Here is a 24,947-nt window from a genome sequence, read left to right on the forward strand (position 1 = left end):
CGATCACGGCCCTCCGTGACCGTTACGGAATTCAGGCAATAGCAGCCGTAACCCCTGGTCCAACCCGAACGGACCAGGGGTTTTCCGTGCCTACTCGGCATCCGAACACCCGTCCTTTAGTGCCGGGTTGTCCGTGTTTGTCGACGGGCGTGTAACAGCGGTTAAAGAGCCGACAAGACGCGGGAACCTCCGGGTCATGAACCACAACACCCCACTCCCCCCGCTCTCCCCCCGCCCCCTTCGTCACCTCTCCGAGGTGCTCCGCCGTGTCATGACGGCCGCGCAGCTGAAGTCGCACGGCGTGGCGGCCGCCGAGATGAACGAGCAGTGCCGCCCCGGCGGCCCCTGGCAGCAGATCCTCCCCGGTGTCCTGCTGCTCCACCCCGGCCCGCCGACCAGCGAGGAGCGCCTGCACGCGGTGCTGATGTACGCGGCACGGGAACGGTCGCCCGGGGTGCCGTCCCAACCGAACCCGGACGAGGAACACACCGCCCCCGCCTACCCCGACGCAGTGATCACGGGCCTCGCGGCCCTCACCCTGCACGGCTTCTCCGCCACGCCGCCGCTGACCGCCCTGGACACCATCGACGTCCTGGTCCCGCGCATGCGCCGGCTGCGCTCCACCGGCTGCGCCCGCGTCCTGCGCACCCCCGCGCTCCCCACCCCCCAGCAGGTGACGGGCCTGCCCGTGGCCCCGGTCCCCCGCGCCCTCGCCGACGCGGTCGCCGAACTGACGGACGCGGGCGCCGTGCGCCGCCTGCTGACCGAGGCCGTACGCGGAGGTCACTGCGAACCGTCCTCGGTGGTACGGGAGTTGAACCAGGCCAAGCTCCTGTCCCGCCCGCACGTGGTGGACGCGGTGGACTCCCTGCTCGCCGAGGGCCGCGCCATCGCGGAGGACCGCCTGTACGAGATGGTCCACGTCCACAGCCTGCCCGACCCCGTCTGGAACGTCGACCTGCGCCTGCCCGGCGGACCCCACCTCGGCGGCCTGGACGCCTACTGGCCGGACCAGGCGGTGGCCCTGGAGCTGGACACCCGCGCCCCGCGCCAAGGCCATCGGCAGGACGACGACGCCCTCTGGTCCGAGTACGCCCGCAAGCGCGAGCATCTGGAGCGACTCGGCATCACGGTCGTCCACATCACCCCGAAGAAGCTCCGGGACGCGATGGAGCAGCAGGCGGCGGTGGTCCGTACGGCGCTGATGGCCGCGGCGGACCGCGATCCGGCCGCGTATGTCGTGGTGCTGCCGCGGTAGTGACGGACCGGGCGCAGCATCAGGAGGGGAGAGGAGGGGCCGCCGCGGCCTGGTGCCGGCGGCCCCTCCTCATGTCGTCACCGCTGCCGGATCCCCCGACCAGTCGCCGTTGAAGTTGAAGGCGACCGAGAACAGGCGCGGCTGCTGGGCTGCGGCGGACTGCGGCGGACTGCGGCAGTTGAGCGTGCTTCAGCCCTTCTTCAGCACCAGCTCCGTATTGCGGTCCTTCCGCTGCCCCGCCAGCTTCGTGCTCGCGCCCGGCGCGTTGAGGGACAGCTCGCGGTAGAGGGCGGCCAGGCCCGTCTGGGAGTGGTCGGTGAAGCTGGCGCGGTGCGGGGCCGAGGACTCGATCAGGGTGGTGAACAGGGAGAGCGTGCCGTCCTTGTTGTCCACCACCTCGATGATCCGGGCGAGTTGGGGGAAGTCGACGTGGGAGGCGGTGGAGATCTCCCAGAAGGAGCGGCCGCCGGAGCCGGAGTGCGGGGTGATGACGTTCTTGTGGATGTGGCCGTTCACCCAGGCCAGAACGTTGCGGTGGCTGCCGAGGAGCTGGAGCACCTCGGCGCCGCCCACGCGCCGCTCGCGCGGGCGTGCCGGGTCACGGCGCAGGTTGTCCATCGTCCCGCTGGTGTGATGGCTGAAGACGATCGCGTACGAGTCCTTGTTCTCCCGCAGCGTCCGGTCCAGCCACGCGAACTGCGCCGACCCGATGGACCCTGCGAAGTGGCCGCCCGGGTCGGTGGTGTCGAGGCTGATGCCGATGACGTCGTCGGCGATCCGGAAGCTGTAGTACTGGGTGCCGGCGTCCAGGTTGGCCGTCGAGTAGCCGTGGCCGACCGGGCCGTGGCCGCGGTGCGCCGGGTCCAGGTGGGCGTGGATGTACTCCTTCGGCGTGAACGGGGCGCGGCTCTCGTCCGGCGTCACCGAGCGCATCGAGCGGGCGTGGGCCTTGAGGAAGTCCTTGAAGACGGTGCCCCTCGGGTCCTTGTCCTGCTTGAGGGAGTCCTGGAGCTTCTTGGCGTCGGCGGCCGGCACGTTCATCAGCTTCTTGCCGCCGACGGCGAGGTCGGTGAGGTAGGAGTCGGCGTGCGAGGCGTACGTGCCGAGCGGCATCGCGTCGTGGTTGCCGACCGTCGAATACCAGGGGATGTTCAGGCCGGGGCTGCGCAGCTCGCGGATCGCGGCGGCGAGGTAGCCCTCGATGTGCGGGAAGCCGAGCTCCTTGTCGGCGTCGCGGACACCGTCGTCGGCCTGCCAGTACAGCTTGAGGCCGCTGTTCTGCACGCCCTCGTAGTGCCGCGGGTCGCCTGTGTTCGGGGTGACGCGGCCCCCGCTCATCACCGTCAGGAACCACTCCAGCTCGGACTTGCAGTTGTTGTCCGTGTTGTCGCCGGTGGTCATGGCGAAGTGGAGCGGGGCGCCGGTGACGGGGGCGCCCCGCAGCGCGTTGATCCGCTCGACGAGCGCGACCGCGCCCGGCACGGTCAGCGCCTCCTGCGGCCGCCAGGCGTGCACGTCCGTGGCACGCAGGTACTCCAGGCGGAGCGGGTGCTGGGCGTCGATCACGTGCAGATCGGTGAGCTGGACGAAGGCGGCGAGTGCCGTACGGCGATTCTCGCGCCCCGCCTTGGCCGCCGCCAGGTTCTCGCGGACGACCCGCTCCCAGCCGGGACCGTCGCCGAGGCGGCGGTAGCCGGAGCTGCCGGTCGGGGTGGCGACCGAGGCGACGGTGGTGCCCCGGGTGTACGGCGCGAGGGCGGCCGGCGCCTTGCGGGGGGCACCGACGGGGGCCTCGGCGGCGGCGTCCGGCACGCTCGCGGGGCTCGCGGTGGTGGCGGCCTCACTGTCGGTGGGGCGCAGGGCGTAGCCGACGCCCGCGGAGAGGGTCACCGCTCCGGTGGCGGCGAGCAGGGTACGGCGGTGGACCCCCAGCGCGGAGCTGGCGACAGAGCGTATGCGCGACATGGCGCGATCTCCCCGAGTGCGAACGCGTCGGCAGTGGTCGCGGGCGGTCACCGAAGCGAACCTCCCGCTCACTGTGGATCGTTGGCAGCGGGGATGACCTGCACATGAACACGACTGCAACGGGCAGCGCCGATCACCGTACGTGGATCTTGGACTACCTTCCGCGTCCGCGGCCGCTCCTCGAACGGCCGGGACGCCGTCACTCCGTGTTCATCTTTCGGGGTAGGGAAGCTATTTCGCGGCGCCTAGAGCGCGGCGGCTCCGATCCGCCCCGCCGCCGGCCGCTCGCGCCACAGCGACAGCCCCTTGTCGACCATGGAGACGCAGGTCAGGGCCGTCACCTCGGCCAGGGGATGCCAGGCGGCCATGTCGGTCGAGCCGTTGGCCTCGTAGCGCAGGTCGCCGCCCGTGATCCGGACCTCGTAGACGAGCCGTACACCGTGGTGGTCGACGGGGCGGCCGAGGCGGCCGCTCGGGAACGCGTGGCGGGAGGAGTCGATGCCGAGCAGGCCGGTCGGTTCGACGAGGTAGCCGGTCTCCTCCTCCACCTCCCGCACGACCGTGTCGTAGGGATCCTCACCGTGCTCCATGCCGCCGCCCGGCAGCACCCACTCGAAGCCGCCGCCGGGTGCCGGGGACCGCGCGAGGAGTAGTTGTCCGTCACGTACGCAAATGGCGTAGGCCGCCACCCTCAACTTCTTCCGCACGTACGGACGTTAGACGGGCGGGGCGCACCGGCGCAGGCGAATTTTCGGCTTGCGGGCGACTTGGGTCTTTCATCCCTCACACCCCAATTGCATAGGGGGTTTCCCCCATCCCTCCATTGCGATTCGGTCAACTCTTCCCAAACATCCTTCCCTTGCGTCAGGCTGTGCGGTCGTCCGGGATCACATACCGGACGGACCATGCTCCTTTACCAACAAGGGATGCCGATGACCCTCAACCCCCAGCGCGAACCGAAGCCGGGTCCGAGACGCGCGGCCCGCACAGCCGTGGCCGTCGGTCTCGTCGCGGCGCTCTCCGCGGCCGGGCCGATACCCATGGCCATGGCCGCGGACCCCGCCCCCGCGGCGACGGACCCGAGCGTCAAGTCCGCGCACGACAAGCTCGGTTCGGACGACGCCGACCTGCTCGCCGAGGCGAAGGCCGACGGCGACAAGAACGTCACGATGATGATCGCGACCGCGCCCGGCCAGACCGAGAAGGTCGCCGGGCAGCTGGACGCGGTCGGCTCTGTGGGCCGTACGTACGACAAGCTCGGCTATGTCCGGGCCACCGTCCCCACCGGCAAGGCCGACTCGGCCATCGCCGCCGCCACGAAGCTCTCCTCGGTGCACGGCATCGACCTGCGCGAGGAGATACCCCTGGACGACCCGGTCGTCGACGCGAAGGGCTCGCAGGGCTCGAACAGCGCGGCCAGGGCGACGGGCGCCGCGAGCGCGTATCCGGCCCCCGGCAAGAAGACCCCGGCCGAGAACCCGTACAACCCGTCCTTCGAGACGGGCGCCGTCGACTTCGTCGAGGACCACCCGAAGGCGGACGGCCGCGGCATCACCATCGGCATCCTCGACTCCGGCATCGACCTCGCCCACCCGGCGCTCCAGAAGACCACCACGGGTGAGCGCAAGATCGTCGACTGGGTCACCGCGACCGACCCGATAGTGGACAACGACCGCACCTGGCGCCCGATGGTGACCTCCGTCTCCGGGCCCACCTTCACCTACGGCGGCAAGACCTGGACCGCGCCCGCCGGCTCCTACCAGGTGAGCACCTTCCTGGAGTCGTACACCACGGGGGGCGACGCGGCGGGCGACGCCAACCGTGACGGCGACAAGACCGACTCCTGGGGCGTCCTCTACGACGCCGCGAACGGCACCGTCCGGGTCGACCTGAACAACAACTTCGACTTCGGTGACGACACCCCGATGAAGCCGTACAAGGACGGCTACCAGATCGGGTACTTCGGCACCGACAACCCGGCCACGGACGTCGCCGAGCGCCAGCCGTTCGTCGTGGAGATCCGCAAGGACGTCCCGATGGACCCGCTGGGCGGCGACTGGGCCGGCCAGAAGCGCGACTTCGTCAACATCGGCGTCATCGAGTCCGAGCACGGCACGCACGTCGCCGGCATCACCGCCGCGAAAGGCCTGTTCGGCGGGAAGATGAACGGCGCGGCGCCGGGCGCGAAGCTCGTCGCCTCCCGTGCCTGCACCTGGACCGGCGGCTGCACCAACGTCGCGCTCACCGAGGGCATGATCGACCTCGTCGTCAACCGTGGCGTCGACATCGTCAACATGTCCATCGGCGGTCTCCCGGCGCTGAACGACGGCAACAACGCCCGCGCCGAGCTGTACACGCGTCTCATCGACACCTACGGCGTGCAGCTGGTGATCTCGGCCGGCAACTCCGGCCCCGGTGCCAACACCATCGGCGACCCGGCCCTGGCGAGCAAGGTCATCTCGGTCGGAGCGACCGTCTCCAAGGAGACCTGGGCCGCCAACTACGGCTCCGTCGTGGAGAAGAAGTACGCGATGATGCCGTTCTCCTCGCGCGGTCCGCGTGAGGACGGCGGCTTCACCCCGACGCTGTCCGCGCCGGGCGCCGCGATCAACACCATCCAGACCTGGCTGCCGGGCGCCCCGGTCGCCGAGGCGGGCTACTCGCTGCCGGCCGGCTACGGCATGCTCCAGGGCACCTCGATGGCGTCCCCGCAGGCGGCGGGCGCGAGCGCGCTGCTCCTGTCGGCCGCCAAGCAGAAGGGCATCGACCTCACGCCGGCGAAGCTGCGCACCGCGCTGACCTCGACCGCCGACCACATCAAGGGTGTGCAGGCGTACGAGGAGGGTGTCGGCCTCATCAACATCCCGGACGCCTGGGAGTCGATCCGTGACGGCGCCACCGCCCATGAGTACACGGTCAAGGCGCCGGTCGACACCGCGATCGACCAGTTCCTGAAGACCCCTGGCTACGGCACGGGCGTCTACGACCGCGAGGGCGGCCTCAAGGCCGGGCAGAAGAAGACGTACGACATCACGCTCACGCGTACGTCCGGCGCGGACAAGGCGATCCGGCACGAGCTGCACCTGGAGAACAACGCCGGGGGCACCTTCCGCATCGTCGGCTCCGACGAGATCAGCCTCGGCCTGAACAAGCCGGTCACCGTCAAGGTCGCCGCCAAGCCGTCCTCGGCCGGCATCAAGAGCGCCATCCTGGAGGTCGACGACCCGCGCACCGAGGGCATCGACCAGCAGGTCCTCAACACGGTCGTGGTCTCGGCGCCGCTGAAGTACACGTACGCGGCGTCCGGTTCGGTGCAGCGCAACAGCACCAAGTCGTACTTCGTGACCGTCCCCGAGGGCGCGAAGTCGCTGGAGGTCGCGATCGGCGGGCTGAAGGACAAGAGCCAGACCCGGTTCATCGCCATCCACCCGCACGGCACGCCGTCCGACCCGACCGGCACGCCGAACTGCTACAACAACTACCAGGGCGGCAACGGCTGCAAGCCGGACGTGCGTTCCTACGCCGACCCGCAGCCGGGCGTCTGGGAGATCGAGGTCGAGTCGCGCCGTACGTCGCCGCTGCTCGACAACCCGTTCAAGCTGGACGTCACCGTGCTGGGCGCGGCCTTCGACCCGGAGACCGTGACCCTGTCCGAGGCCAAGGTCGGCACCCCGGCCGCCGTCTCCTGGAAGGTGACCAACAACTACGCCGCCCTCGACGGCAAGCTGGCCGGCGGCCCGCTCGGCTCGTCCAAGAGCGCACGTCCGACCATCGCCGAGGGCGACACGCAGACCACCACGGTCGAGGTGCCCGAGGGCGCCACCTCCCTGGACGTCTCCATCGGCAACGTCTCCGACGCGGCCGCCGACCTCGACCTGGTCGTCAAGGACGCGGCCGGCACCGAGGTCGGCAGCTCCGCCGACGGTGACTCGGAGGAGTCGGTCTCGGTCGCGAAGCCCGCGGCCGGGAAGTACAGCATCGAGGTCGTCGGCTACTCGGTGCCGGCCGGCTCGACGGCGTACGACTACCTGGACGTGTTCTACTCCGCCGCGCTCGGCAGCGTCACGGTCGAGGAGTCGGCGCCGGTGAAGCTCGGCACGGGTGACACGGCCACGGTCGCGGGCAGCGTCACCGCCGCGGCGGCGGCGCCGGAGGGCCGTGAGTTCTTCGGCCAGGTCCGGCTGCTGAACGCGCGCGGCACGGCCGCGGGCCTGGGCAACGTGAAGATCGAGAAGGTCACGCCGTAGCTCGTCGAGTACGGCGGTGGGGGCGGGCGTCCGAATGGGCGCCCGCCCTTGTCGTTCACCGCGCCCGGCCCGTGCCGTTCAGCAGGTGAGCTTGCCCGCCTCGGCCAGCGAGGCGGTGATCCAGGCCCGTTCGGGGGCGATGTCCTGCTCGCCGACGGCCCAGAAGTCGGGCCGGCGGGCGCCCTGGGGGATGCCGAGGAGGACCGGGTCGCCCACGCGCAGGCCCGGGACGAGGCTCTCGTCGACCACGAAGGTCAGCTCCCGCTCGCCCTTGTCCGGCTTGTAGTAGCGGGTCATGTACAGGGTGACGCGCAGGGACGTCGTGCCGGGCAGCCGCTCCACCGAGGTGGCCCTGCCCTCGGCGACCAGGCGGGAGCAGGCGAGGTAGTCAGGGCTGCCGAAGGCATTGCCGCCGCCGCTGGCCTCGGAGGCCTGCTCGTCGGCGGCGGCACCGGCGTCGGACCGGGCGCCCTCGCCCTGGGTCAGCAGCCAGCCCAGCCCCGTCAGCACGGACGCCGCGGCGGCCACCGCGAGCCCGCCGTAGGCCACGGCGAACACGCGGCGCCGGGCGCGGGAGGGCTGTCGTACCCGGACCGGGGCGGGGGCGGGCTCCGGCTCGGGCGCCGGTGGTGCCGTCGGCTCGGCGAGCGCGTGCCCGATGATCCCCAGCTGTTCCCGCAGCAGCGCCACGTCGGCGGCGGCCGAGCGGTGCTCCGCCATGAAGGCGGCGTCGGCGCGTGCCGCGTCCGTCAGCGGTTCGTCGGTGATCGCGGCCATCAGCGCGTCAGCGCGGGTACGGCCTTCGTTCTCGGCGGTCACGTCACACCACCTCGTCCTCGTGCAGGCGGGCGCGCAGGGCCCGTACCGCCGTGTGCAGCCTGCTCTTGACCGTGCCCTCCGGGATGCCGAGCTCCTCGGCGATGCCGCGGACCGGCAGGTCGGCGAAGAAGCGCAGGACGAGGACCTGACGCTGGGCGTCGGGCAGCTCGTCCAGGCCCTGGGCGACGGCGAGGGAGAGCAGGCTGGTCTCCTCGCCCGAGGGGTGGACCGGCTGGTGCAGGGAGGCGAGACGCTCCCCGAGCCGCTCCTGGCGCTTCTTGGCCCGGTGCCAGTCCATGGCGAGGTTGGAGGCGACGACCGCCGCCCACGCCGACACGTCCCGCGGCGCCTCACGACCGCTCGCGGCCCGCTCCAGCAGCCGCAGGCGGACCTGCTGTACCCCGTCCAGCAGGTCCGCCTGCGGCACCCCGCCCAGCGCGAGCACCGCCCGCACCCGACGTTCCTGGGCCGCGTCCAGCGGATCGTCCAGTACGTCCTGGACGGCACCGCCCCCCTGGTCGCGGCGGGCCTTTCTGCGCAGCACAGCCACCCCTCCCCTCGCCGTGTGGTGACTGTGACGCCGGGAGGGGCCGAAACGTTCGGCTTCGGCCGGCGGAATTTCCGGGGACGTCCCGCCGCTGCACACAGCCGTATGGAGAGATGGGCACAGAGGCGTACGTCACACCGCCGCGTAGCCCGGTCGTGGGCGGGCAGGCGAGCTTGCGGTGCGGGGCCGCCGTGGGGTGAATTTCTCCAGCTCAGCCCCTGTGTGGGCCGCAGAACCGCAGCTCGGGCCGGGGTCCGGGGTGTTCCACTGTTCGGTCATCCCGGTCAAACGATTGGACAGGCGGACCAAGGCTGACCGCATGATGGAAACGCCTCGGCCATGCAGCAGACACAGACAAGCCACGCAGATCACGTAGAAGGAGTCGCCGTGAGGGTCGGAATCGTCGGAGCCACCGGTCAGGTCGGCACGGTCATGCGCAGGATCCTCAAGGAGCGGGACTTCCCGGTCACCGAGCTGCGCCTGTTCGCCTCGGCCCGCTCGGCGGGGACGCTCCTGGACGGCGTGACCGTGGAGGACGCGACGACGGCCGACTACAGCGGCCTGGACATCGTCCTGTTCTCGGCGGGCGGCTCGACCTCCAAGGCGCTGGCGCCGAAGGTCGCCTCCCAGGGCGCCGTCGTGATCGACAACTCCTCGGCCTGGCGCCGCGACCCCGAGGTCCCGCTGGTGGTCTCCGAGGTCAACCCGCACGCCATCGCCGACCGCCCCAAGGGCATCATCGCCAACCCGAACTGCACGACGATGGCCGCGATGCCGGTCCTGCGGCCGCTGCACGCCGAGGCGGGCCTCGAGGCGCTGGTCGTCGCCACCTACCAGGCGGTCTCCGGCTCCGGTCTGGCCGGCGTCGACGAACTGTTCGAGCAGATCAAGAAGGTCGGCGACGACGCGCCCAAGCTGACGCACGACGGTTCGGCGGCGGAGTTCCCCGAGCCGAACAAGTACGTCGCGCCGATCGCGTACAACGTCCTGCCGATGGCCGGCTCCATCGTGGACGACGGCCTGAACGAGACCGACGAGGAGCAGAAGCTCCGCCACGAGTCCCGCAAGATCCTGGAGATCCCCGAGCTGAAGGTCTCCGGCACCTGCGTGCGCGTCCCGGTCTTCGCCGGCCACTCCCTCCAGGTCAACGCCCGCTTCGCCCGCCCGATCAGCGTGGAGCGCGCCAAGGAGGTCCTGGCCGGCGCCCCCGGCGTGGCCCTCACCGACGTCCCGACCCCGCTCCAGGCGGCGGGCCAGGACCCGTCCTACGTCGGCCGCATCCGCCAGGACGAGACCGTCGAGCACGGCCTCGCCCTGTTCCTCTCCAACGACAACCTCCGCAAGGGCGCGGCGCTGAACGCCGTGCAGATCGCGGAGCTGGTGGCGGCGGAGCTGAAGGGCTGACGCCCGTACGAACGAGGAAGGGGCGCCCCCGGTGAATGTGGGCGCCCCTTCACGTGTTCAGAGCGCCAGATGCCGCCGTAGCGCTACGTCGATATCAGCCATGCGCTGTCGAGGGACCACACCGACCCGTTGCAGCAGACGCTGCGGTGCGACGGCACGCACCTGCTCACACTGCACCTTGGAGTCCTTGGGCAGACGGCTCTCGTCGGCGCGCAAGAAGACCTGGAACGACAGGATCCGAGTGGTGTTCGAAGTCAGCGGCACGACGCTGATGACACCTCGATCGTTCCGCTCGACCGATTCGTTGGCGCCGTCGTTGGACACGATCACGGCAGGTCTGACCTTGTTGGCCTCGCTGCCTCGGGCCGGCTCCAGGTCCACCATGTAGATGTCACCACGTCTCATCGGTGATCCCGTCTCCGCTCGTCCGGTCCCAGAGGGCGGCGTCCTCACTCGCATCCCACTCGGCGAACGCCTCCGTGTACTCCTGCACCAACTGCGCCTGCCTGAGCAGCTCGATGGCGGCATGTATCACGGCTGATCGGGACTCGGCATCGGTACGCGTGGCGTACTCGTCAACGAAGGTCACATCCTCCTGCGGCAGGCTCACACTGATCTTCATACCCTTACGATAACAGGGTATGACCCATCTGGCTACCAACGGTACTACTACCTGGTGCCACCCCTTGCCTACCTCGTGCCCACGGCGGTAAACGCCCATCGCGCTCCGCGCAGCTCCCGTGGAAGGATGGCGCAACCCACACATATCGAGGAGATGACCGCGTGCCTGGCACAAACCTGACTCGCGAAGAGGCGCAGCAGCGGGCGAAGCTGCTCACCGTTGACTCGTACGAGATCGATCTCGACCTCTCCGGCGCGCAGGAGGGCGGCACCTACAGGTCCGTGACCACGGTGCGCTTCGACGTCACCGAGAACGGCGCCGACTCCTTCATCGACCTCGTGGCACCGACCGTCCACGAGGTGACCCTCAACGGCGATCCGCTCGACGCCGACGAGGTCTTCAAGGACTCCAGGATCGCCCTGCCGGGCCTGCTGGAGGGCCGCAACGTCCTGCGGGTCGTCGCCGACTGCGCGTACACCAACACGGGCGAGGGCCTGCACCGGTTCGTCGACCCGGTCGACCAGCAGGCCTACCTCTACACCCAGTTCGAGGTCCCGGACGCCCGCCGCGTCTTCGCGTCCTTCGAGCAGCCCGACCTGAAGGCCACCTTCCAGTTCACCGTGAAGGCCCCGGAGGGCTGGACGGTGATCTCCAACTCGCCCACCCCGGAACCGAAGGACAACGTCTGGTCCTTCGAGCCGACGCCGCGTATCTCGACGTACATCACCGCGCTGATCGTCGGCCCGTACCACTCCGTGCACAGCGTCTACGAGAAGGACGGCCAGTCCGTCCCGCTCGGCATCTACTGCCGGCCGTCGCTCGCCGAGTACCTCGACTCGGACGCCATCTTCGAGGTGACCCGGCAGGGCTTCGACTGGTTCCAGGAGAAGTTCGACTACGCGTACCCGTTCAAGAAGTACGACCAGCTGTTCGTGCCGGAGTTCAACGCGGGCGCGATGGAGAACGCCGGCGCGGTCACCATCCGGGACCAGTACGTCTTCCGGTCGAAGGTCACCGACGCCGCGTACGAGCAGCGTGCCGCCACGATCCTGCACGAGCTGGCCCACATGTGGTTCGGCGACCTGGTCACCATGGAGTGGTGGAACGACCTGTGGCTGAACGAGTCGTTCGCCACCTACGCGGAGGCCGCCTGCCAGGCGTACGCGCCCGAGTCGCGCTGGCCGCACTCGTGGACCACCTTCGCCAACCAGATGAAGACGTGGGCGTACCGCCAGGACCAGCTGCCGTCCACCCACCCGATCATGGCGGAGATCCGCGACCTGGACGACGTGCTCGTCAACTTCGACGGCATCACCTACGCCAAGGGCGCCTCCGTCCTCAAGCAGCTCGTCGCCTACGTCGGCGAGGACGAGTTCTTCCGGGGCGTGCAGGCGTACTTCAAGCGCCACGCCTTCGGCAACACGCGCCTGTCCGACCTGCTGGGCGCCCTGGAGGAGACCTCCGGCCGTGACCTGAAGACCTGGTCGAAGCAGTGGCTGGAGACGGCGGGCATCAACGTCCTGCGCCCCGAGATCGAGACGGACGCCGACGGCGTCATCACGTCCTTCGCGATCCGTCAGGAGGCCCCGGCGCTGCCGACCGGCGCGAAGGGCGAGCCGACCCTGCGCCCGCACCGCATCGCGGTCGGCCTGTACGACCTGGACGAGGCCTCCGGCAAGCTGGTGCGCGCCGAGCGCGTCGAGCTCGACGTCGACGGCGAACTGACCGCCGTACCGCAGCTGTCGGGCACCCGCCGCCCGGACGTGGTCCTCCTGAACGACGACGACCTGTCGTACGCGAAGGTCCGCCTGGACGAGAAGTCCCTCGCCTTCGTCACCGAGCACCTCGGCGACTTCGAGGCGTCCCTGCCCCGGGCCCTGTGCTGGGCGTCGTCCTGGGACATGACGCGCGACGCGGAGCTCGCCACCCGCGACTACCTCTCGCTGGTCCTGTCGGGCATCGGCAAGGAGTCCGACATCGGTGTCGTGCAGTCGCTGCACCGTCAGGTGAAGCTGGCCATCGAGCTGTACGCCGCCCCGGCCGCCCGTGATGCCCTGCTGACCCGCTGGACGGACGCCACGCTGGCCCATCTGCGGTCCGCCGAGGCGGGCAGCGACCACCAGCTGGCGTGGGCGCGGGCGTTCGCGGCGACGGCCCGTACGCCGGAGCAGCTGGACCTGCTGGAGGCCCTGTTGGACGGCTCCCAGTCGGTCGAAGGGCTGGCCGTCGACACGGAGCTGCGCTGGGCGTTCGTGGAGCGCCTGGCGGCCGTGGGCCGCTTCGACGAGACGGAGATCGCCGGCGAGTACGAGCGGGACAGGACGGCGGCCGGCGAGCGCCACGCCGCCACGGCCCGCGCCGCCCGCCCGACCCCCGAGGCCAAGGCCGAGGCCTGGTCGTCGGTCATCGACTCCGACAAGCTCCCGAACGCCCTCCAGGAAGCGGTCATCGGCGGCTTCGTCCAGACCGACCAGCGCGAGCTCCTCGCCCCGTACGCGGACAGGTTCTTCGAGGTGGTCAAGGACATCTGGGACGCCCGCTCCCACGAGATCGCCCAGCAGATCGCCGTCGGCCTTTACCCGACGATCCAGGTCTCCGACGAGACCCTGCGCAAGACGGACACCTGGCTGTCCGCCGCCGAGCCGAACGCGGCCCTGCGACGCCTGGTCTCGGAGTCCCGGGCGGGCGTGGAACGGGCGCTGAAGGCCCAGTCCGCGGACGCGGCTGCGGAGCAGTAACGGTCGTAGTCCGTACGTCGACGAGGGCGCCCGGTGCGGTTCCGCCGGGCGCCCTCGCCCATATCAGTGCGGCGCGTCCAGCGCTCGGCCGATCAGCGTCTCGTCCTTGACGGGGGCGTGGCGCCGTCGCTGGAGCTCATCGCGTTCAGCGTCCGGGATCGTCATCGACTCGGCCAGCACGGCGGCGAGCGCGTCCACTTGGGTGTTGTCGATGTCAGCGCGGAAGAGCCACCGGATGTTCTCGTCGCGCGTGATGAGGTCGATCGCCAAGCGCGCGTTTCTGTCCCGTGCGGTCGCTGCTCGTACATACATATCGCACTTGGTCGATCGGGATGTCCTGACGAATCTCGCCCTGCTCAAGGAATGCGTTGGTCCTGGTCGCGATGATGCGCCGATCCGTGACGGCGACCAGTGTCCTCACCGCGGCCTTGTCGAGGGCCGCCGCCAACTTGTCCTTCGCTCCGCCGAGGATCGCGGAAAGGGGACCGAGGGCATCGAGCTGGTCGGGGAAGCCGAGGCCCCGTAGGTCTCACCGTCGTCGAGGAACCATCGCAGGACGCGAAGGTACGGCTCGAGTTCCAGCGATCTGGGTGCGCAGACGACGCCAGGAGCGTTGAGCGGAGGGGCCGGCGGCTGGAGGGCGTCGGCGCCGGGGAGCTCGGCGATGACGCGCAGCTCCCGCGCCAGCGCGTCGACGAGGCTCGTCGCCCCGGCGAGAGCGGAATCGAACTCCGCGCGGGTGTCGCACGCGATGACCTCGGCGTACTGCGCCTCGGCGGCGTCTTCACGTCCAGCGGCTCTCGCCCTCGCGGCGCGCAGCGCGTGATACCCGGTCCATGCCTTGACGGAGGACAGCCAGATGTCCCGTCCCGTTGCTCCGGGAACGACGGAACACCCCATGAGATCGCCCGGCAGTGGCGGCCAGGTGTAAGCCGGTGTGCAGGGCGCCTTCGGCTCGTCAGCCGTTGCACAGACATGCGGGACGGACTGAATCCGAGGTGCTCGCGGCTCGGGAGCCATCCTGTACGCGTGAACACCTCGGACTCTGCTTCTGACCTAGAAGGCCGCTGTCCGGTCTTCGCTGCGCGGGTCGATCACCTGGTGCTCGGTGTAGATGCCCGATCGTGCCTCGCGACGCCAGGGACGCCCGTAGGTCACCGCGTCGGCGGCGGCTTCGGAACTGTCGTCGAGGTTCACGACGGCTACCGACGGCGAGTCGTCCGTGGGACACCGTGCGAGCCAGTGGCCGTTGGGAGCGACGATTCCGGACGGTGCGGTGGCGCTGTGCTGTGCCGGCCCTGACAAGCTGACCCAGTAGCTGTTGACCGCGGCGTGGCCTTGGGCTTGGGCGGCGGTGTTACCCGGGGTGCCGCTGGTGGAGAACAGAACGCAGTCGACATCCAGCCTCTCGTATTCCGCGAACAACTCCGGGTAGTGGATCTCCATGCCGAGCAGGCAGCCGAAGCGCACACCGTCGACCTCGAAGGTCACCGGTGAGACGCCCGGCGAGTACATGTACGAGACCTTCGTCTTCGACAGCAGGCGCTCGTCGTAGCGCGTGACGACGGTGCCGCGATCGGAGATGACGTAGAGGCTGTTGTGCGGGCGGTTCGGCTCGGTCAGGCGGTGCACCGAAGCAATCACCGTCCACAGCCGCAACTCGCGGGCCAGCTCGGCGGTCGCGGCCAACTCCGCTTGGAGCACGGGCCACTGGCACCGGTCCCAATCCGCCGGGCCGACCGCGTCCGGGCCGTCGACGGACATGACGAACTTGCTGGGAAAGCAGATCGCACCTTCAGGAAAGTGCACGATCCTCGCTCCCTGAGCACTGGCCTCGCGCATCAGAGCACGGACCTCACGCCCGCTTTCGCGCAGCGCTTCAACGTCTCGGGGGTCTTCGCGTACGAGCGTCTGCGCTACGGCGAGCCGCACGCTCTTGGGCTTCCTTGCTTCCGACATGACGTCTCCTGATGGAGTCGGACGGAAGTGCCGGAGGGCGGACGTGTAGGACTCACCGGTCTTGGCGGCGCGGGCGCGCACCTGGCGCTTGAAGTTCCTACGGGCTGTCATCGCGGCCTTCCCCGCCTTGAGCGACGGCTCCCCAGCAACCTCGCCCGAGGCGATCGGGCTGCAACAACGACCTGAGACGCTGGTCCCTTTGCCTCCGACGGGAGACCGCGCTGGGGACGGTCGCGGGAGGTTCGGCGTAGGCCACGCGGTCGGTCATCATGCCGTCGCGCGCGAGCTCCGTCAACGTCCTTCAACAGAAGTTCGCGGTCACCGTGGCGAGCGCGTCGAGTCTGCCCCGCAGTTCGGTCGCCCTGGCGGTGGCCTCCCGTAGCAGAACCTGTCTGCCGCGGTGGAGCAGCGTCCCCATCGAAGCCACCGTCATGGTCAAGGCAGGCCATCTCTACGAACTTCAGTACGAGTTCACGCCTGAGTGACCCTCCGTCACAGGCGATCTGCGGGGTCCGGCGTCCCGGCGTGCGCGGTGGCAACGGTTCGCAGAGCGTTGAGCACCCTTCCGACCGTCGGCCCGTCCTCCCCACCCTTGCGCACAGCCGCCACCACATGCCGAACGGGCCGCTCCTCCCCCAGCTCCCGCATCACGACCCCGCCCCGCCGCACGGCAGCCATCCGCGGGACCAGCGCCACCCCCATCCCCGCCTCCACCATCGCCAGGATCGCCGTCCACCCGGCCGCCGAGTGCGCCTGGCGTGGGCTGAACCCGGCCGCCTCGCACGCCCCCCGGGTGATGTCCGACCACGGCCCGCTCCCGCCGAAGATCCAGTCCTCTGCGGCGAGGTCGGCCAGCCGCAGCGGTTCGGCGGTCGCCAGCTCGTGGCCGCCGGGGAGGGCGACATCCAGCGGATCCGCCGGCAGCGGCACCCGGGTGAAGCGCGGGTCCCCCGCGGCCGGTGCCTGGGCCGCGAGGGAGAGCGCGAGGTCGACCTCCCCTGCGGCCAGCAGCTCGTACGCCTCCGCGGCCTCGGCCTCCCGCACCCGTACGACCACCCCGGGATGCGAGGCCCGCAGCGCCCGCACGGCGGGTACGACCAGCGCCGGGACCGCCGTGGAGAAGGCCCCCACGCGCACCTCCCCGACCTCGCCCTGCGTGTACGCCGCCAACTCCGCTTCCGCCCGCTCCAGTTGCTCGAACACGGCCTCGGCGTGCCGCAGCACCAGCCGGGCCGCGTCCGTCAGCCGCACCCGCCGCCCCTGCGCCTCCAGCAACGGCACCCCGACCTGCCTGGCGAGGTTCGTCAGCTGTTGCGACACCGCCGACGGCGTCATCCGTAGCGCCTCGGCCGTCGCCGTCACGGTGCCCCGCTCCCGCAGCGTCCGCAGGATGTGCAGCTTCCGGATGTCCCACTCGACCATGGCGGAAACCTACGTCACCGACGAGCCGTGGCCCCGAGGACGACCCCGCCGAGGATCAGCGCCATGCACAGCGACTGCGTCCAGTCGGTCCGCTCCCCGAGCAGCGCCCAGGACAGCAGCGACACGCACACCGGCTGGAGGTAGTAGACGACCCCGGCGCGGCTCGGACCGACCAGCGCGATCGCCCGGTTCCAGGCGAAGAAGGCGATGGCGGAGGAGGCGAGTCCGACGTAGAGGATCGGCAGGACGGTTCCGGGCGTCGGATCGAAGCCGCCCTGCACCGCCACGCTCAGCCCCTGCGCGGGCAGCAGCAGGACCGTACCGACCAGGAACGTGGTGAACAGGAAGGCTGTACCGCCCAGTTCGGCCGGCCTGCGCCGCAACAGCCCGCTGTACGCCCCGAAGCAGCAGGCCGCCGCCACCATCCACAGGTCCCCGGCCGTGAAGCCGGCCCCGCCCGCACCACTCCCGATCAGCAGCACGACCCCCGCACAGGCCACCAGCAGTCCCCCCACCCGGCGCGCCCCCAGCCGTACTCCCGAAGCCCGCTCGAAGACGGCCATCAGCACCGGTGAGGCGGCCATGATCATGCCCATGTTGGCGGCCGGTGTGGTCAATCCGGCCTGGTTGACGAGGGTGTTGTAGGCGGTGACGCCGAGGAGCGAGGCGAGGAGTACGAAGCCGAGGTGACCGCGGATCGCCTTGCGCTGCCGCCAGGCCCGCCGGGCCCCGAAGGGCGCCACCGCGGCCAACGCCACCAGCCACCTCCAGAACGCCTGCTGCACCGGCGGCACACTGTCGTGCAGCGCCCGGGAGGTGACGAAGCTGCCGGACCAGACGACGGTGGCGAGCGCGGCGAGCGCGATGCCGAGCGCGGCTGTCCCGGGGAGGGAGGCAGACGGAATCGAGGGGGCTGTCCTGGGGAGGACGACGGTCACGGAGATCCTTTCGCTGGTGGTCGGTGATCGGACTCGATCTACCGTCGCAGCGCCGAACCTGTCACGTCCATCGAATCTTTTCGATTCTTTGCTTCAGAAGAACTGAACGATTCAACGGAGGCCACCCGCCCGGACACGCCGCGCCCGACCCCGCCACGCCCGACCCCGCCGCGCTCGCCCCTGCCACGCCCGGCCCCGATCTGCCCCACCACCGTCGCACCGAACGCAAGCACCATCCCCGCCACCTGAACCGGCGTCAGCGCCTGACCCAGCACCGCCCAGCCGACCACCGCGGCGGTCAGCGGGGACAGCGGTCCGAGGAACGTGACCTGCGTGGCGGTGAGGCGGCCGATGCCACGGAACCAGAGCCAGTAAGCGAGGGCCGTGTTCGCCAGCGCGAGGTAGAGGTAGCCGCCGACCGCCGGGGCGTCGAGCGCGGGCGGCGCGCCCTCTACCAGCACCGCGAGCGGGGCGACCAGCAGGCCGCCGGCCGTCAGTTGCCACCCCGTGAGGGCGAGGGGGCCGACGCCGTCCGGACGTCCCCAGCGCTTGGTCAGTACCGTGCCCGTGGACATCGAGGCGGTGGCGGCGACGGCCGCGAGGACGCCCAGCGCCTCCAGGGAACCGGCCGCCTTCAGCACGACCAGAGTGACCCCGAACGCGGCCACGACCGCGGTGAGCAGCGTCCGTACGGTCGGCCGCTCACCCAGCAGCAGCGCCGCGAGCCCCGCCACGAACAGCGGCCCGACCGAGCCCACGACCGCCGCCATGCCGCCCGGCAGCCGGTACGCGGACAGGAACAGCAGCGGAAAGAAGGCGCCGATGTTCAGCGCGCCCAGCACCGCCGACTTCCACCACCAGGCGCCGCGCGGGCGGACCCGGGCCAGGGCGAGCAGCAGCAGGCCGGCGGGGAGAGCGCGCATCAGGCCGGTGTACAGGGGGCGGTCGGGCGGCAGGAACTCGGTGGTGACCGCGTAGGTCGTGCCCCAGGAGACGGGGGCGAGCGCGGTGAGGAGTATCAGTGCACGTGCACCCATGGTTCGGCACACACCCTTCGAAGTAGGTCGATGGAAAGTAGCTTAGCCGCAAGCTACTTTCCGTCAAGCCACTTTCTTGCGGCCGAGCGTCCGACGACCGATACTCGGCACATGAGCGAACGTCCGCAGCGCAACGACCCCGTCGACGCGATCATCGACCAGTGGGCGGCCGTGCGGCCCGACCTCGACACCAAGGCGATGGAGGTCTTCGGGCGGATCTTCCGTCTCTCGCGCACGATGAGCGACCGCATGGAGAAGGCGTACGCGCCCTACGGCATCTCGCGCGGCGAGTTCGACGTCCTGGCGACCCTGCGCCGCACCGGTGCGCCGCACACGCTCTCACCCCGCCAGCTGTCGGCGACGCTGATGCTCACCACCGGAGGCATGACCGGCCGCCTCGACAAGCTGGAACGGGCCGGCCTGCTGCGCCGCTCCCCCGACCCCCACGACCGCCGCGGCCTACAGGTCACCCTCACCGAGAAGGGGCTGCACCTCATCGACGAGGCGGTCGGCGCCGGGCTCGCCACCCAGGCGGAGGCCCTGTCCGCCCTCGACGCCGAACAGGCCGACCGACTGGCCGACCTGTTGCGGGAGTTGCTCGCGGGGACGCCCGACGCCCGGTAGTCCGGCAGCCGGACAGCTGGGGCGGCCCGGCAGCGGAGGTGGCGCTCAGCCCACCTGCGCGGCGAGCGCCGCCTCGACGGCCCGCGCGTCCGCCGCGTCCGCCCCGTCCGCCGCCCACGCCACATATCCGTCGGGCCGCACCAGCACGGTCGTACGGCGGTCGCTCGCCCAGCGTTCCACGGTCAGCCGGTCCTTGCGGGAGCCTGGGTCCCCGGGCACTCCCGCGTCCTTCGCGGTGATCAGCACGAACCGCCCGCCGCGCAGGGCCTCGTACAGCCGGCCGCTCTCCAGCGCGACATCCGGGACGCGGGTGCCGACCAGGGGGTGGGAGCCGTGCGGGGCGGCGTACCGGTAGCCGATGCCCGAGATCTGGGCCAGGGCCTTCGCCCGGGCGGGGCGGGCCGCGTTGACGAAGGCGGAGACGAGGGCGCGTACGGCACGCAGGGCCGGGTTCTGCGCCCGCCCCAGCCGGACCAGTCCGCCGCTGCTGCGCAGTACCGCCTTGCCGACCGGGTGGCGCTCGGCCTGATAGGTGCCCAGGAGGCTCTCGGGCGCCCACCCCTTGCTGACGGCGGCGAGCTTCCAGCCGAGGTTGGCGGCGTCCTGGAGTCCGGTGTTCATGCCCTGGCCGCCGGCCGGTGAGTGGACGTGCGCGGCGTCGCCCGCGAGGAAGACCCGTCCGACCCGGTACTCGCGCGCCTGGCGCTCGTCGCTGTGGAAGCGGGAGAGCCAGCGGGCGTCGTGCATGCCGTAGTCGGTGCCCAGGGCGCGCCGGGTGACCTCCTTGATCTCGTCGAGGTCGAGCGGGGCGTCGTCGGGAACCTCGTGACGGCGGTTCCAGCCCATGACGCGGTACCAGCCGTCACCGAAGGACGCGATCATCGCGAAGGCGTCACCGGCGCCGTTGACGGTGAGCACACTGTCCGGCCGCTCGGCGAGCCGTACGTCCGCCAGGAACAGGGACCTGATGACGGAGACGCCGGGGAAGGGCAGGCCGACGGCACGGCGCACGGCGCTGCGGTGGCCGTCCGCGCCGACGACATAGGCCGCGCGATGCGTGACGACCGTTCCGTCCGGGCCGCGCACATCGAGGTCGACCCCGCCGTCGTCCTGCCGCAGCCCGACGACCTCGCTCTCGAAGCGGAACTCGACGCCGAGCTCGCGTGCCCGCCGCTCCAGGAGCCGCTCGACCTCGTACTGCGGGGTGATGAGCAGGAACGGGAAGCGGGACGGCAGCGTGCCCAGGTCGAGGGAGAGGCGACGGAAGAGGCGCAGCTCGGTGATGGTGCTGCCGGTGGCGAGCAGCTGGTCGGCGAGGCCTCGGGCGTCGAGTTGCTCCAGGGTGCGGGCGTGCACGCCGAAGGCGCGGGAGAGGTTGCTGATCTCGTGGGGGCGCTTCTCGACGAGCGTTACGGGGACTCCGGCGGCGGCGAGGTCACCGGCCAGGAGAAGGCCGGTGGGGCCGGAGCCGACGACCAGGACGGGGGCGGGGACGGGAGCGGGGGCGGGAACGGAGTGGTTGGTGCCGGTGCCGGTGCCGTTCATGGTGGCCTCCTGGGTGCCAACGCATGTTTGCCAACGTATGTATGCCAACGATTGTTGGTCAACGCTTGTTGGCTAACGTAGGGAGCCACCTCACGCCTGTCAACACTTGTTGGCCCACGCATGTTGGCCTACGGTTGTTGGCATGACCCAGAGCGCGCCCCGCACACCCCGCACGCCCCGCACGCCCCGCACGCCCGAAGCCCCACGCCGGTCCGAAGCCACGCGCACGGCGATCCTCGACGCGGCCCGTGAACGCTTCGCGGCCGACGGCTACGAGCGCGCCACCATCCGCGCCATCGCCAAGCACGCGAACATCGATCCGTCGATGGTGATGCGCTACTACGGCAACAAAGAGGGCCTGTTCGCGGCGGCCGTCTCGATCGACCTGAAGCTGCCGGACCCGGCGTCACTGTCCCGGGACGAAGCCGGCCGGACGCTCGTGACCCACTTCGTGGACATGTGGGAGAAGAACGAGGTGCTCACGGCCCTGCTCAGGGTCGGCGCGACCAACCAGGCCGGGGCCGAGCGCATGCGGGGCATCTTCGCGGACCAGTTGCTGCCGGTCGCCCGTCGGGTCTGCCCCGACCCCGAGCAGGCTCCGGCACGGGCCGCGCTGGCCTCGTCGCAACTGCTCGGGCTGGCGCTCACGCGCTATGTCCTGCGGTTCCCGCCCGCCGTGGCGCTGTCCCCCGAGGAGATCGTGGCGTGGCTGGCGCCCACAGTGCAGCGGTATCTGACCGCGCCGTACCCGGCGTAGGCGCCACCGCGGGGAGAACACCCCGGGGAGAACACCCCGGGGAGAACACCCCGGGGAGAACACACCGGAGAGAACACACCGAGGGCGCCGACCTCGTCGACGTACGACGGATGCGTGTACGTACGACAGGGTCGGCGCCCTCGGGGAAGACTGCGGAACCGCCGAGTCAGGCAAAAGCCCTGATCAGGCCTTCGCCTTGGCCTTTGCCTTCGGCTGGCGGTCCGTGGAGCGGTCCAGGACCATCACGAGGCCCGCGATGACCGCGAACAGCACGAGGGGGGCCAGGACGAACTGGCCCAGCGTCTCGATGACGCTCAGGCCCGGGCCGGGGTCGTCGCCGTCGTCACGCGCGAGCGCGAGCGCGGGGGACGACATGAGCAGCATCATCAGCGTCGTACCGGCAGCCAGGGCGCCGGCGCGCAGGGCGTTCTTCTTGTCCACGGGGCCAAAAGTACCGAACCCCACGAGCGGCCGCGCGCCCGGGGTGCCCTGAGAGGCGCCCGGCATTGTCGTGACCGCTCCTGGGGGCTGGGCCCTCAGCCCCCCGCTTCGGCCCCGAAGAGCCTCGTCCTCACACGCCGGACGGGCTAGAAACGCCGACCGGCGTCCCCTCGCAGTACCTCCACCAGCGCCCGCACCCTCGGCGAAGCCGCCAGCTCCTCCAGTGTCACCGCCCTCCCGTCCGCGTCCGCGATCGGCAGCCGCCAGTTCGGGTACTGGTCCCAGGTGCCCGGGAGGTTCTGCGGGCGACGGTCGCCCACCCCGTCCGGGAGCCAGACGCCGACCATGCGGGCCGGGGTGCTCAGCAGGAAGCGGTGGACGGCCTGGATCTCGGCCTCCTCCTCCGAGGTGCAGTGGCCGCCATGGGTGCCCCGCAGCAGCCCGAGCCGGGACAGCAGCTCCAGCCACTCGCCGGTGTCCGCCGCCGCTTCCGCCCGCTCCTGCTCCAGGGGCCGGGGCAACAGGCCGAGTCCGTCGCGGAGTTCGACGTGGTCGCCGGTGAGGCGGGCCGCGGTGGGCGGCAGGTCGTGGGTGGTGGCGGTGGCGAGGCAGTCGGACCGCCAGGAGTCCGGCGGCAGGGGGCGGCCGTCGCCGTCCCAGTCCCGTTCGAACCAGAGCACCGAGGTGCCGAGCACGCCTCGCGAGCGCAGCGTCTCCCGCACGCCCGGCTCCACCGTGCCGAGATCCTCCCCGATCACCACCGCCCCGGCCCGGGAGGCCTCCAGCACCAGGATCGCGAGCATGGCCTCGGCGTCGTAGCGGACGTACGTCCCCTCGGTCGGCGGATGTCCCTGCGGCACCCACCACAGCCGGAACAGCCCCATCACATGGTCGATGCGCAGCGCGCCCGCGTACCGGAAGAGCGCCCTGAGCAGCCGGCGGTACGGCTCGTAGCCCGACTCGGCCAGCCGGTCCGGGCGCCAGGGCGGCAGGCCCCAGTCCTGGCCGCGCGCGTTGAAGGCGTCCGGCGGTGCCCCGACCGACATCCCGGCCGCGAAGTACTCCTGCTGGGCCCAGGCGTCCGCACCCCCGGGGTGCACACCGACCGCCAGGTCGTGGACGATCCCGACCGGCATACCGGCCTCCCGCGCGACCCGCTGGGCGGCGGTCAGCTGGCCGTCGGCGAGCCACGCGAGACGGCAGTGGAAGTCGACGCGGTCCATCAGCTCGCGCCGCGCCCGGGCGGTCTCCGGCGACCTCGGATCCCGTAGCCCCGCGGGCCACCGCGACCAGTCGGAGCCGTGCACCTCGGCCAGCGCGCACCAGGTGGCGTGGTCCTCCAGCGCCCGGCCCTCCCGCGCGAGGAAGTCGGCGTAGGAGGCCCGTCGGCCCGGCCCGAGCGGCACCTCGCGCACCAGTTCCAACGCCTCCCGCTTGGCCTCCCAGACGGCATCCCGGTCGATCAACTCCCCCTTCTCCAGCACCGCTTCCCGCAGTCGCCCGGCCCGTTCCAGCAGCGCGCGCACGCGCTCGCGGTCCTCGACGTAGGCGAACTCGGGGACGTCCTCGATCCGCAGATGCACCGGGTCGGGGAAGCGCCGGGAGGAGGGGCGGTAGGGGGACGGGTCGGTGGGCGCTCCGGGTACGGCCGCGTGCAGGGGGTTGACCTGCACGAATCCGGCGCCGAGCGCGCGCCCGGCCCAGGCGGCAAGTTCGGTGAGGTCGCCGAGGTCGCCCATGCCCCAGGAGCGGCGGGAGAGGAGGGAGTAGAGCTGGACGAGCAGGCCGTACGAGCGTCCGGCGGAGGTGGGCAGGCGGGGCGGGGCGACGACCAGGTGGCTGGTCGCCGTACGGCCGTCGGGGGCGGTGGCGGTCAAGCGGTGGACGCCGGGCGGGAGTTGGCCTGGGTCGTCGCGGGTCTCGCCCTGTTCGGTCTCGATGTGCAGTCGGGTGCCGACGGGCAGGGCGGCCAGCGCCTCGGGTTCGGTACCGCTCCAGCACACCGCCGTCGGCGGCAGCAGCCGCTCGCCCAGCTCCCGCTCGCGGGCGGCGAGCGCGGCGGCGACGGTATCGGGCGTGCTCGTGTCGATGCCGAGGGCGGCCAGGGCGCGGGTGAGCGCGGCGGCGGAGGCCGTGACCGTGCGGTCGGCGGACGGCTGGTAGGAGGTGGCGACGCCGTGCAGCTCGGCGAGGAGCGACAGGGCGTCGGAGGGGGGATCTTCGGGACCCGGCGGATCCTCGGCAGGGGCTTCGGCCGACCGCTGTCCTGTCATCTAGGGCCTCGTGGAGTACATGTCCAAGTCCATACCGGTGTCCATACCCAGGTCCATGCCCGTGTCCCAGGTGGCCGCCTCGCTCGTCAGCGGCGCGGCGTCGGAGAGCGGCGGCTCGCTGGTGAGGGGCTCGGCGTCGGGGAGGGGCGGTTCGCTGGTGAGGGGGGTCTCGAAGCAGGCGCCCTCGGCGCTGAAGACGCAGGCGTGCATCTCGGGCTCGATGGGCGCCTCAGGTTTGGACAGGGCCGATGCTGTGGCCACGGGGGCCTCCTTGTCGAGTACGACGTGGGGTTACCGCCAGCCATACCCAGCGAACGCGACGGCAGACGTACGCAGACGAACAACGTGCCT

Annotated in this window: 23 protein-coding genes; 7 read left to right on the forward strand and 16 right to left on the reverse strand. The window is 71.1% G+C overall.

What is annotated here, in order from left to right; all coding sequences use genetic code 11:
* Positions 1 to 196 precede the first annotated feature (196 nt).
* A complete protein-coding gene (locus KUM44_RS08755; RefSeq protein WP_217207218.1) occupies positions 197 to 1,258 on the forward strand; it encodes a hypothetical protein in 1,062 nt (353 codons plus the stop codon).
* Positions 1,259 to 1,447: 189 nt separating this feature from the next.
* Here the strand turns inward: KUM44_RS08755 and KUM44_RS08760 are convergent, their stop codons facing one another.
* Both KUM44_RS08760 and KUM44_RS08765 read right to left on the reverse strand, forming a co-directional pair.
* Positions 1,448 to 3,223, reverse strand: coding sequence for a TIGR03767 family metallophosphoesterase (locus KUM44_RS08760; protein ID WP_217207219.1), 1,776 nt, complete (start codon positions 3,221 to 3,223; stop codon positions 1,448 to 1,450).
* Positions 3,224 to 3,468: 245 nt separating this feature from the next.
* Positions 3,469 to 3,930: an NUDIX hydrolase gene (locus tag KUM44_RS08765; RefSeq protein WP_217207220.1), complete on the reverse strand. Its 462-nt coding sequence runs from the start codon at positions 3,928 to 3,930 to the stop codon at positions 3,469 to 3,471.
* 225 nt (positions 3,931 to 4,155) lie between these two features.
* On the opposite strand from KUM44_RS08765, the gene KUM44_RS08770 reads away from it, so the two are divergent.
* Positions 4,156 to 7,470 carry a S8 family serine peptidase gene (locus KUM44_RS08770; protein WP_217207221.1) on the forward strand — a complete coding sequence of 1,105 codons (3,315 nt, stop codon included), beginning with the start codon at positions 4,156 to 4,158 and terminating at the stop codon, positions 7,468 to 7,470.
* A gap of 78 nt (positions 7,471 to 7,548) precedes the next feature.
* Here KUM44_RS08770 and KUM44_RS08775 read toward each other — a convergent pair whose 3' ends face one another.
* Positions 7,549 to 8,289 (reverse strand): hypothetical protein, encoded by a 741-nt coding sequence (locus KUM44_RS08775; RefSeq protein WP_308402541.1) that lies wholly within the window; start codon positions 8,287 to 8,289, stop codon positions 7,549 to 7,551.
* A 1-nt stretch (position 8,290) separates the two neighbouring features.
* A complete protein-coding gene (locus tag KUM44_RS08780) occupies positions 8,291 to 8,839 on the reverse strand; it encodes an RNA polymerase sigma factor (RefSeq protein WP_217207222.1) in 549 nt (182 codons plus the stop codon).
* A gap of 384 nt (positions 8,840 to 9,223) precedes the next feature.
* Here KUM44_RS08780 and KUM44_RS08785 point away from each other — a divergent pair, with 384 nt between their 5' ends.
* On the forward strand, positions 9,224 to 10,240 hold the full coding sequence (locus KUM44_RS08785) for an aspartate-semialdehyde dehydrogenase (protein ID WP_217207223.1): 1,017 nt from the start codon (positions 9,224 to 9,226) through the stop codon (positions 10,238 to 10,240).
* Positions 10,241 to 10,297: 57 nt separating this feature from the next.
* Here the strand turns inward: KUM44_RS08785 and KUM44_RS08790 are convergent, their stop codons facing one another.
* Positions 10,298 to 10,645 carry a type II toxin-antitoxin system PemK/MazF family toxin gene (locus KUM44_RS08790; RefSeq protein WP_217207224.1) on the reverse strand — a complete coding sequence of 116 codons (348 nt, stop codon included), beginning with the start codon at positions 10,643 to 10,645 and terminating at the stop codon, positions 10,298 to 10,300.
* The gene (locus KUM44_RS08795) at positions 10,632 to 10,862 is read right to left on the reverse strand and encodes a ribbon-helix-helix domain-containing protein (protein WP_217207225.1); all 231 of its coding nucleotides are present in this window, start codon (positions 10,860 to 10,862) and stop codon (positions 10,632 to 10,634) included. The genes KUM44_RS08790 and KUM44_RS08795 overlap by 14 nt, the downstream gene beginning before the upstream one ends.
* A 161-nt stretch (positions 10,863 to 11,023) precedes the next feature.
* Between KUM44_RS08795 and pepN the strand changes: the two genes are divergently transcribed.
* Positions 11,024 to 13,600, forward strand: coding sequence for an aminopeptidase N (pepN, locus tag KUM44_RS08800; RefSeq protein ID WP_217207226.1), 2,577 nt, complete (start codon positions 11,024 to 11,026; stop codon positions 13,598 to 13,600).
* A 63-nt stretch (positions 13,601 to 13,663) separates the two neighbouring features.
* On the opposite strand, the gene KUM44_RS45205 is transcribed toward pepN, so the two are convergent.
* The 3 genes from KUM44_RS45205 to KUM44_RS08810 all read right to left on the reverse strand — a co-directional run bounded on the left by KUM44_RS45205 (position 13,664) and on the right by KUM44_RS08810 (position 15,640).
* Positions 13,664 to 13,870, reverse strand: a complete 207-nt coding sequence (locus KUM44_RS45205) for a hypothetical protein (protein WP_254389257.1) — start codon at positions 13,868 to 13,870, stop codon at positions 13,664 to 13,666.
* A 147-nt stretch (positions 13,871 to 14,017) separates the two neighbouring features.
* Entirely contained in the window at positions 14,018 to 14,500 is a 483-nt protein-coding gene (locus KUM44_RS45210) for a hypothetical protein (RefSeq protein ID WP_254389258.1), read from the reverse strand.
* A 156-nt stretch (positions 14,501 to 14,656) separates the two neighbouring features.
* On the reverse strand, positions 14,657 to 15,640 hold the full coding sequence (locus KUM44_RS08810; protein WP_308402542.1) for a carbon-nitrogen hydrolase family protein: 984 nt from the start codon (positions 15,638 to 15,640) through the stop codon (positions 14,657 to 14,659).
* A 188-nt stretch (positions 15,641 to 15,828) separates the two neighbouring features.
* Between KUM44_RS08810 and KUM44_RS08815 the strand changes: the two genes are divergently transcribed.
* On the forward strand, positions 15,829 to 16,044 hold the full coding sequence (locus KUM44_RS08815) for a hypothetical protein (RefSeq protein WP_217207258.1): 216 nt from the start codon (positions 15,829 to 15,831) through the stop codon (positions 16,042 to 16,044).
* Between the two features lie 7 nt (positions 16,045 to 16,051).
* Here the strand turns inward: KUM44_RS08815 and KUM44_RS08820 are convergent, their stop codons facing one another.
* The 3 genes from KUM44_RS08820 to KUM44_RS08830 form a co-directional block, all read right to left on the reverse strand.
* A complete protein-coding gene (locus KUM44_RS08820) occupies positions 16,052 to 16,981 on the reverse strand; it encodes a LysR family transcriptional regulator (protein ID WP_217207228.1) in 930 nt (309 codons plus the stop codon).
* Positions 16,982 to 16,995: 14 nt separating this feature from the next.
* Positions 16,996 to 17,886, reverse strand: coding sequence for a DMT family transporter (locus tag KUM44_RS08825; RefSeq protein ID WP_374202023.1), 891 nt, complete (start codon positions 17,884 to 17,886; stop codon positions 16,996 to 16,998).
* A gap of 71 nt (positions 17,887 to 17,957) precedes the next feature.
* Positions 17,958 to 18,956 carry an EamA family transporter gene (locus tag KUM44_RS08830; protein WP_217207230.1) on the reverse strand — a complete coding sequence of 333 codons (999 nt, stop codon included), beginning with the start codon at positions 18,954 to 18,956 and terminating at the stop codon, positions 17,958 to 17,960.
* A 111-nt stretch (positions 18,957 to 19,067) separates the two neighbouring features.
* Between KUM44_RS08830 and KUM44_RS08835 the strand changes: the two genes are divergently transcribed.
* The gene (locus KUM44_RS08835) at positions 19,068 to 19,580 is read left to right on the forward strand and encodes a MarR family winged helix-turn-helix transcriptional regulator (RefSeq protein ID WP_217207231.1); all 513 of its coding nucleotides are present in this window, start codon (positions 19,068 to 19,070) and stop codon (positions 19,578 to 19,580) included.
* 45 nt (positions 19,581 to 19,625) lie between these two features.
* Here KUM44_RS08835 and KUM44_RS08840 read toward each other — a convergent pair whose 3' ends face one another.
* A complete protein-coding gene (locus KUM44_RS08840; RefSeq protein ID WP_217207232.1) occupies positions 19,626 to 21,125 on the reverse strand; it encodes an FAD-dependent monooxygenase in 1,500 nt (499 codons plus the stop codon).
* Positions 21,126 to 21,267: 142 nt separating this feature from the next.
* Between KUM44_RS08840 and KUM44_RS08845 the strand changes: the two genes are divergently transcribed.
* Positions 21,268 to 21,882 carry a TetR family transcriptional regulator gene (locus tag KUM44_RS08845; protein WP_217207233.1) on the forward strand — a complete coding sequence of 205 codons (615 nt, stop codon included), beginning with the start codon at positions 21,268 to 21,270 and terminating at the stop codon, positions 21,880 to 21,882.
* A gap of 183 nt (positions 21,883 to 22,065) precedes the next feature.
* Here KUM44_RS08845 and KUM44_RS08850 read toward each other — a convergent pair whose 3' ends face one another.
* The 3 genes from KUM44_RS08850 to KUM44_RS08860 all read right to left on the reverse strand — a co-directional run bounded on the left by KUM44_RS08850 (position 22,066) and on the right by KUM44_RS08860 (position 24,857).
* Complete coding sequence (locus tag KUM44_RS08850) at positions 22,066 to 22,323, reverse strand: hypothetical protein (RefSeq protein ID WP_217207234.1); 258 nt, start codon at positions 22,321 to 22,323, stop codon at positions 22,066 to 22,068.
* 146 nt (positions 22,324 to 22,469) lie between these two features.
* Positions 22,470 to 24,596, reverse strand: a complete 2,127-nt coding sequence (gene malQ, locus KUM44_RS08855; protein WP_217207235.1) for a 4-alpha-glucanotransferase — start codon at positions 24,594 to 24,596, stop codon at positions 22,470 to 22,472.
* Complete coding sequence (locus KUM44_RS08860; RefSeq protein WP_217207236.1) at positions 24,597 to 24,857, reverse strand: hypothetical protein; 261 nt, start codon at positions 24,855 to 24,857, stop codon at positions 24,597 to 24,599.
* Positions 24,858 to 24,947 lie beyond the last annotated feature (90 nt).

The sequence above is a fragment of the Streptomyces sp. AC550_RSS872 genome (genome assembly GCF_019049285.1).
GTDB lineage: Bacteria > Actinomycetota > Actinomycetes > Streptomycetales > Streptomycetaceae > Streptomyces.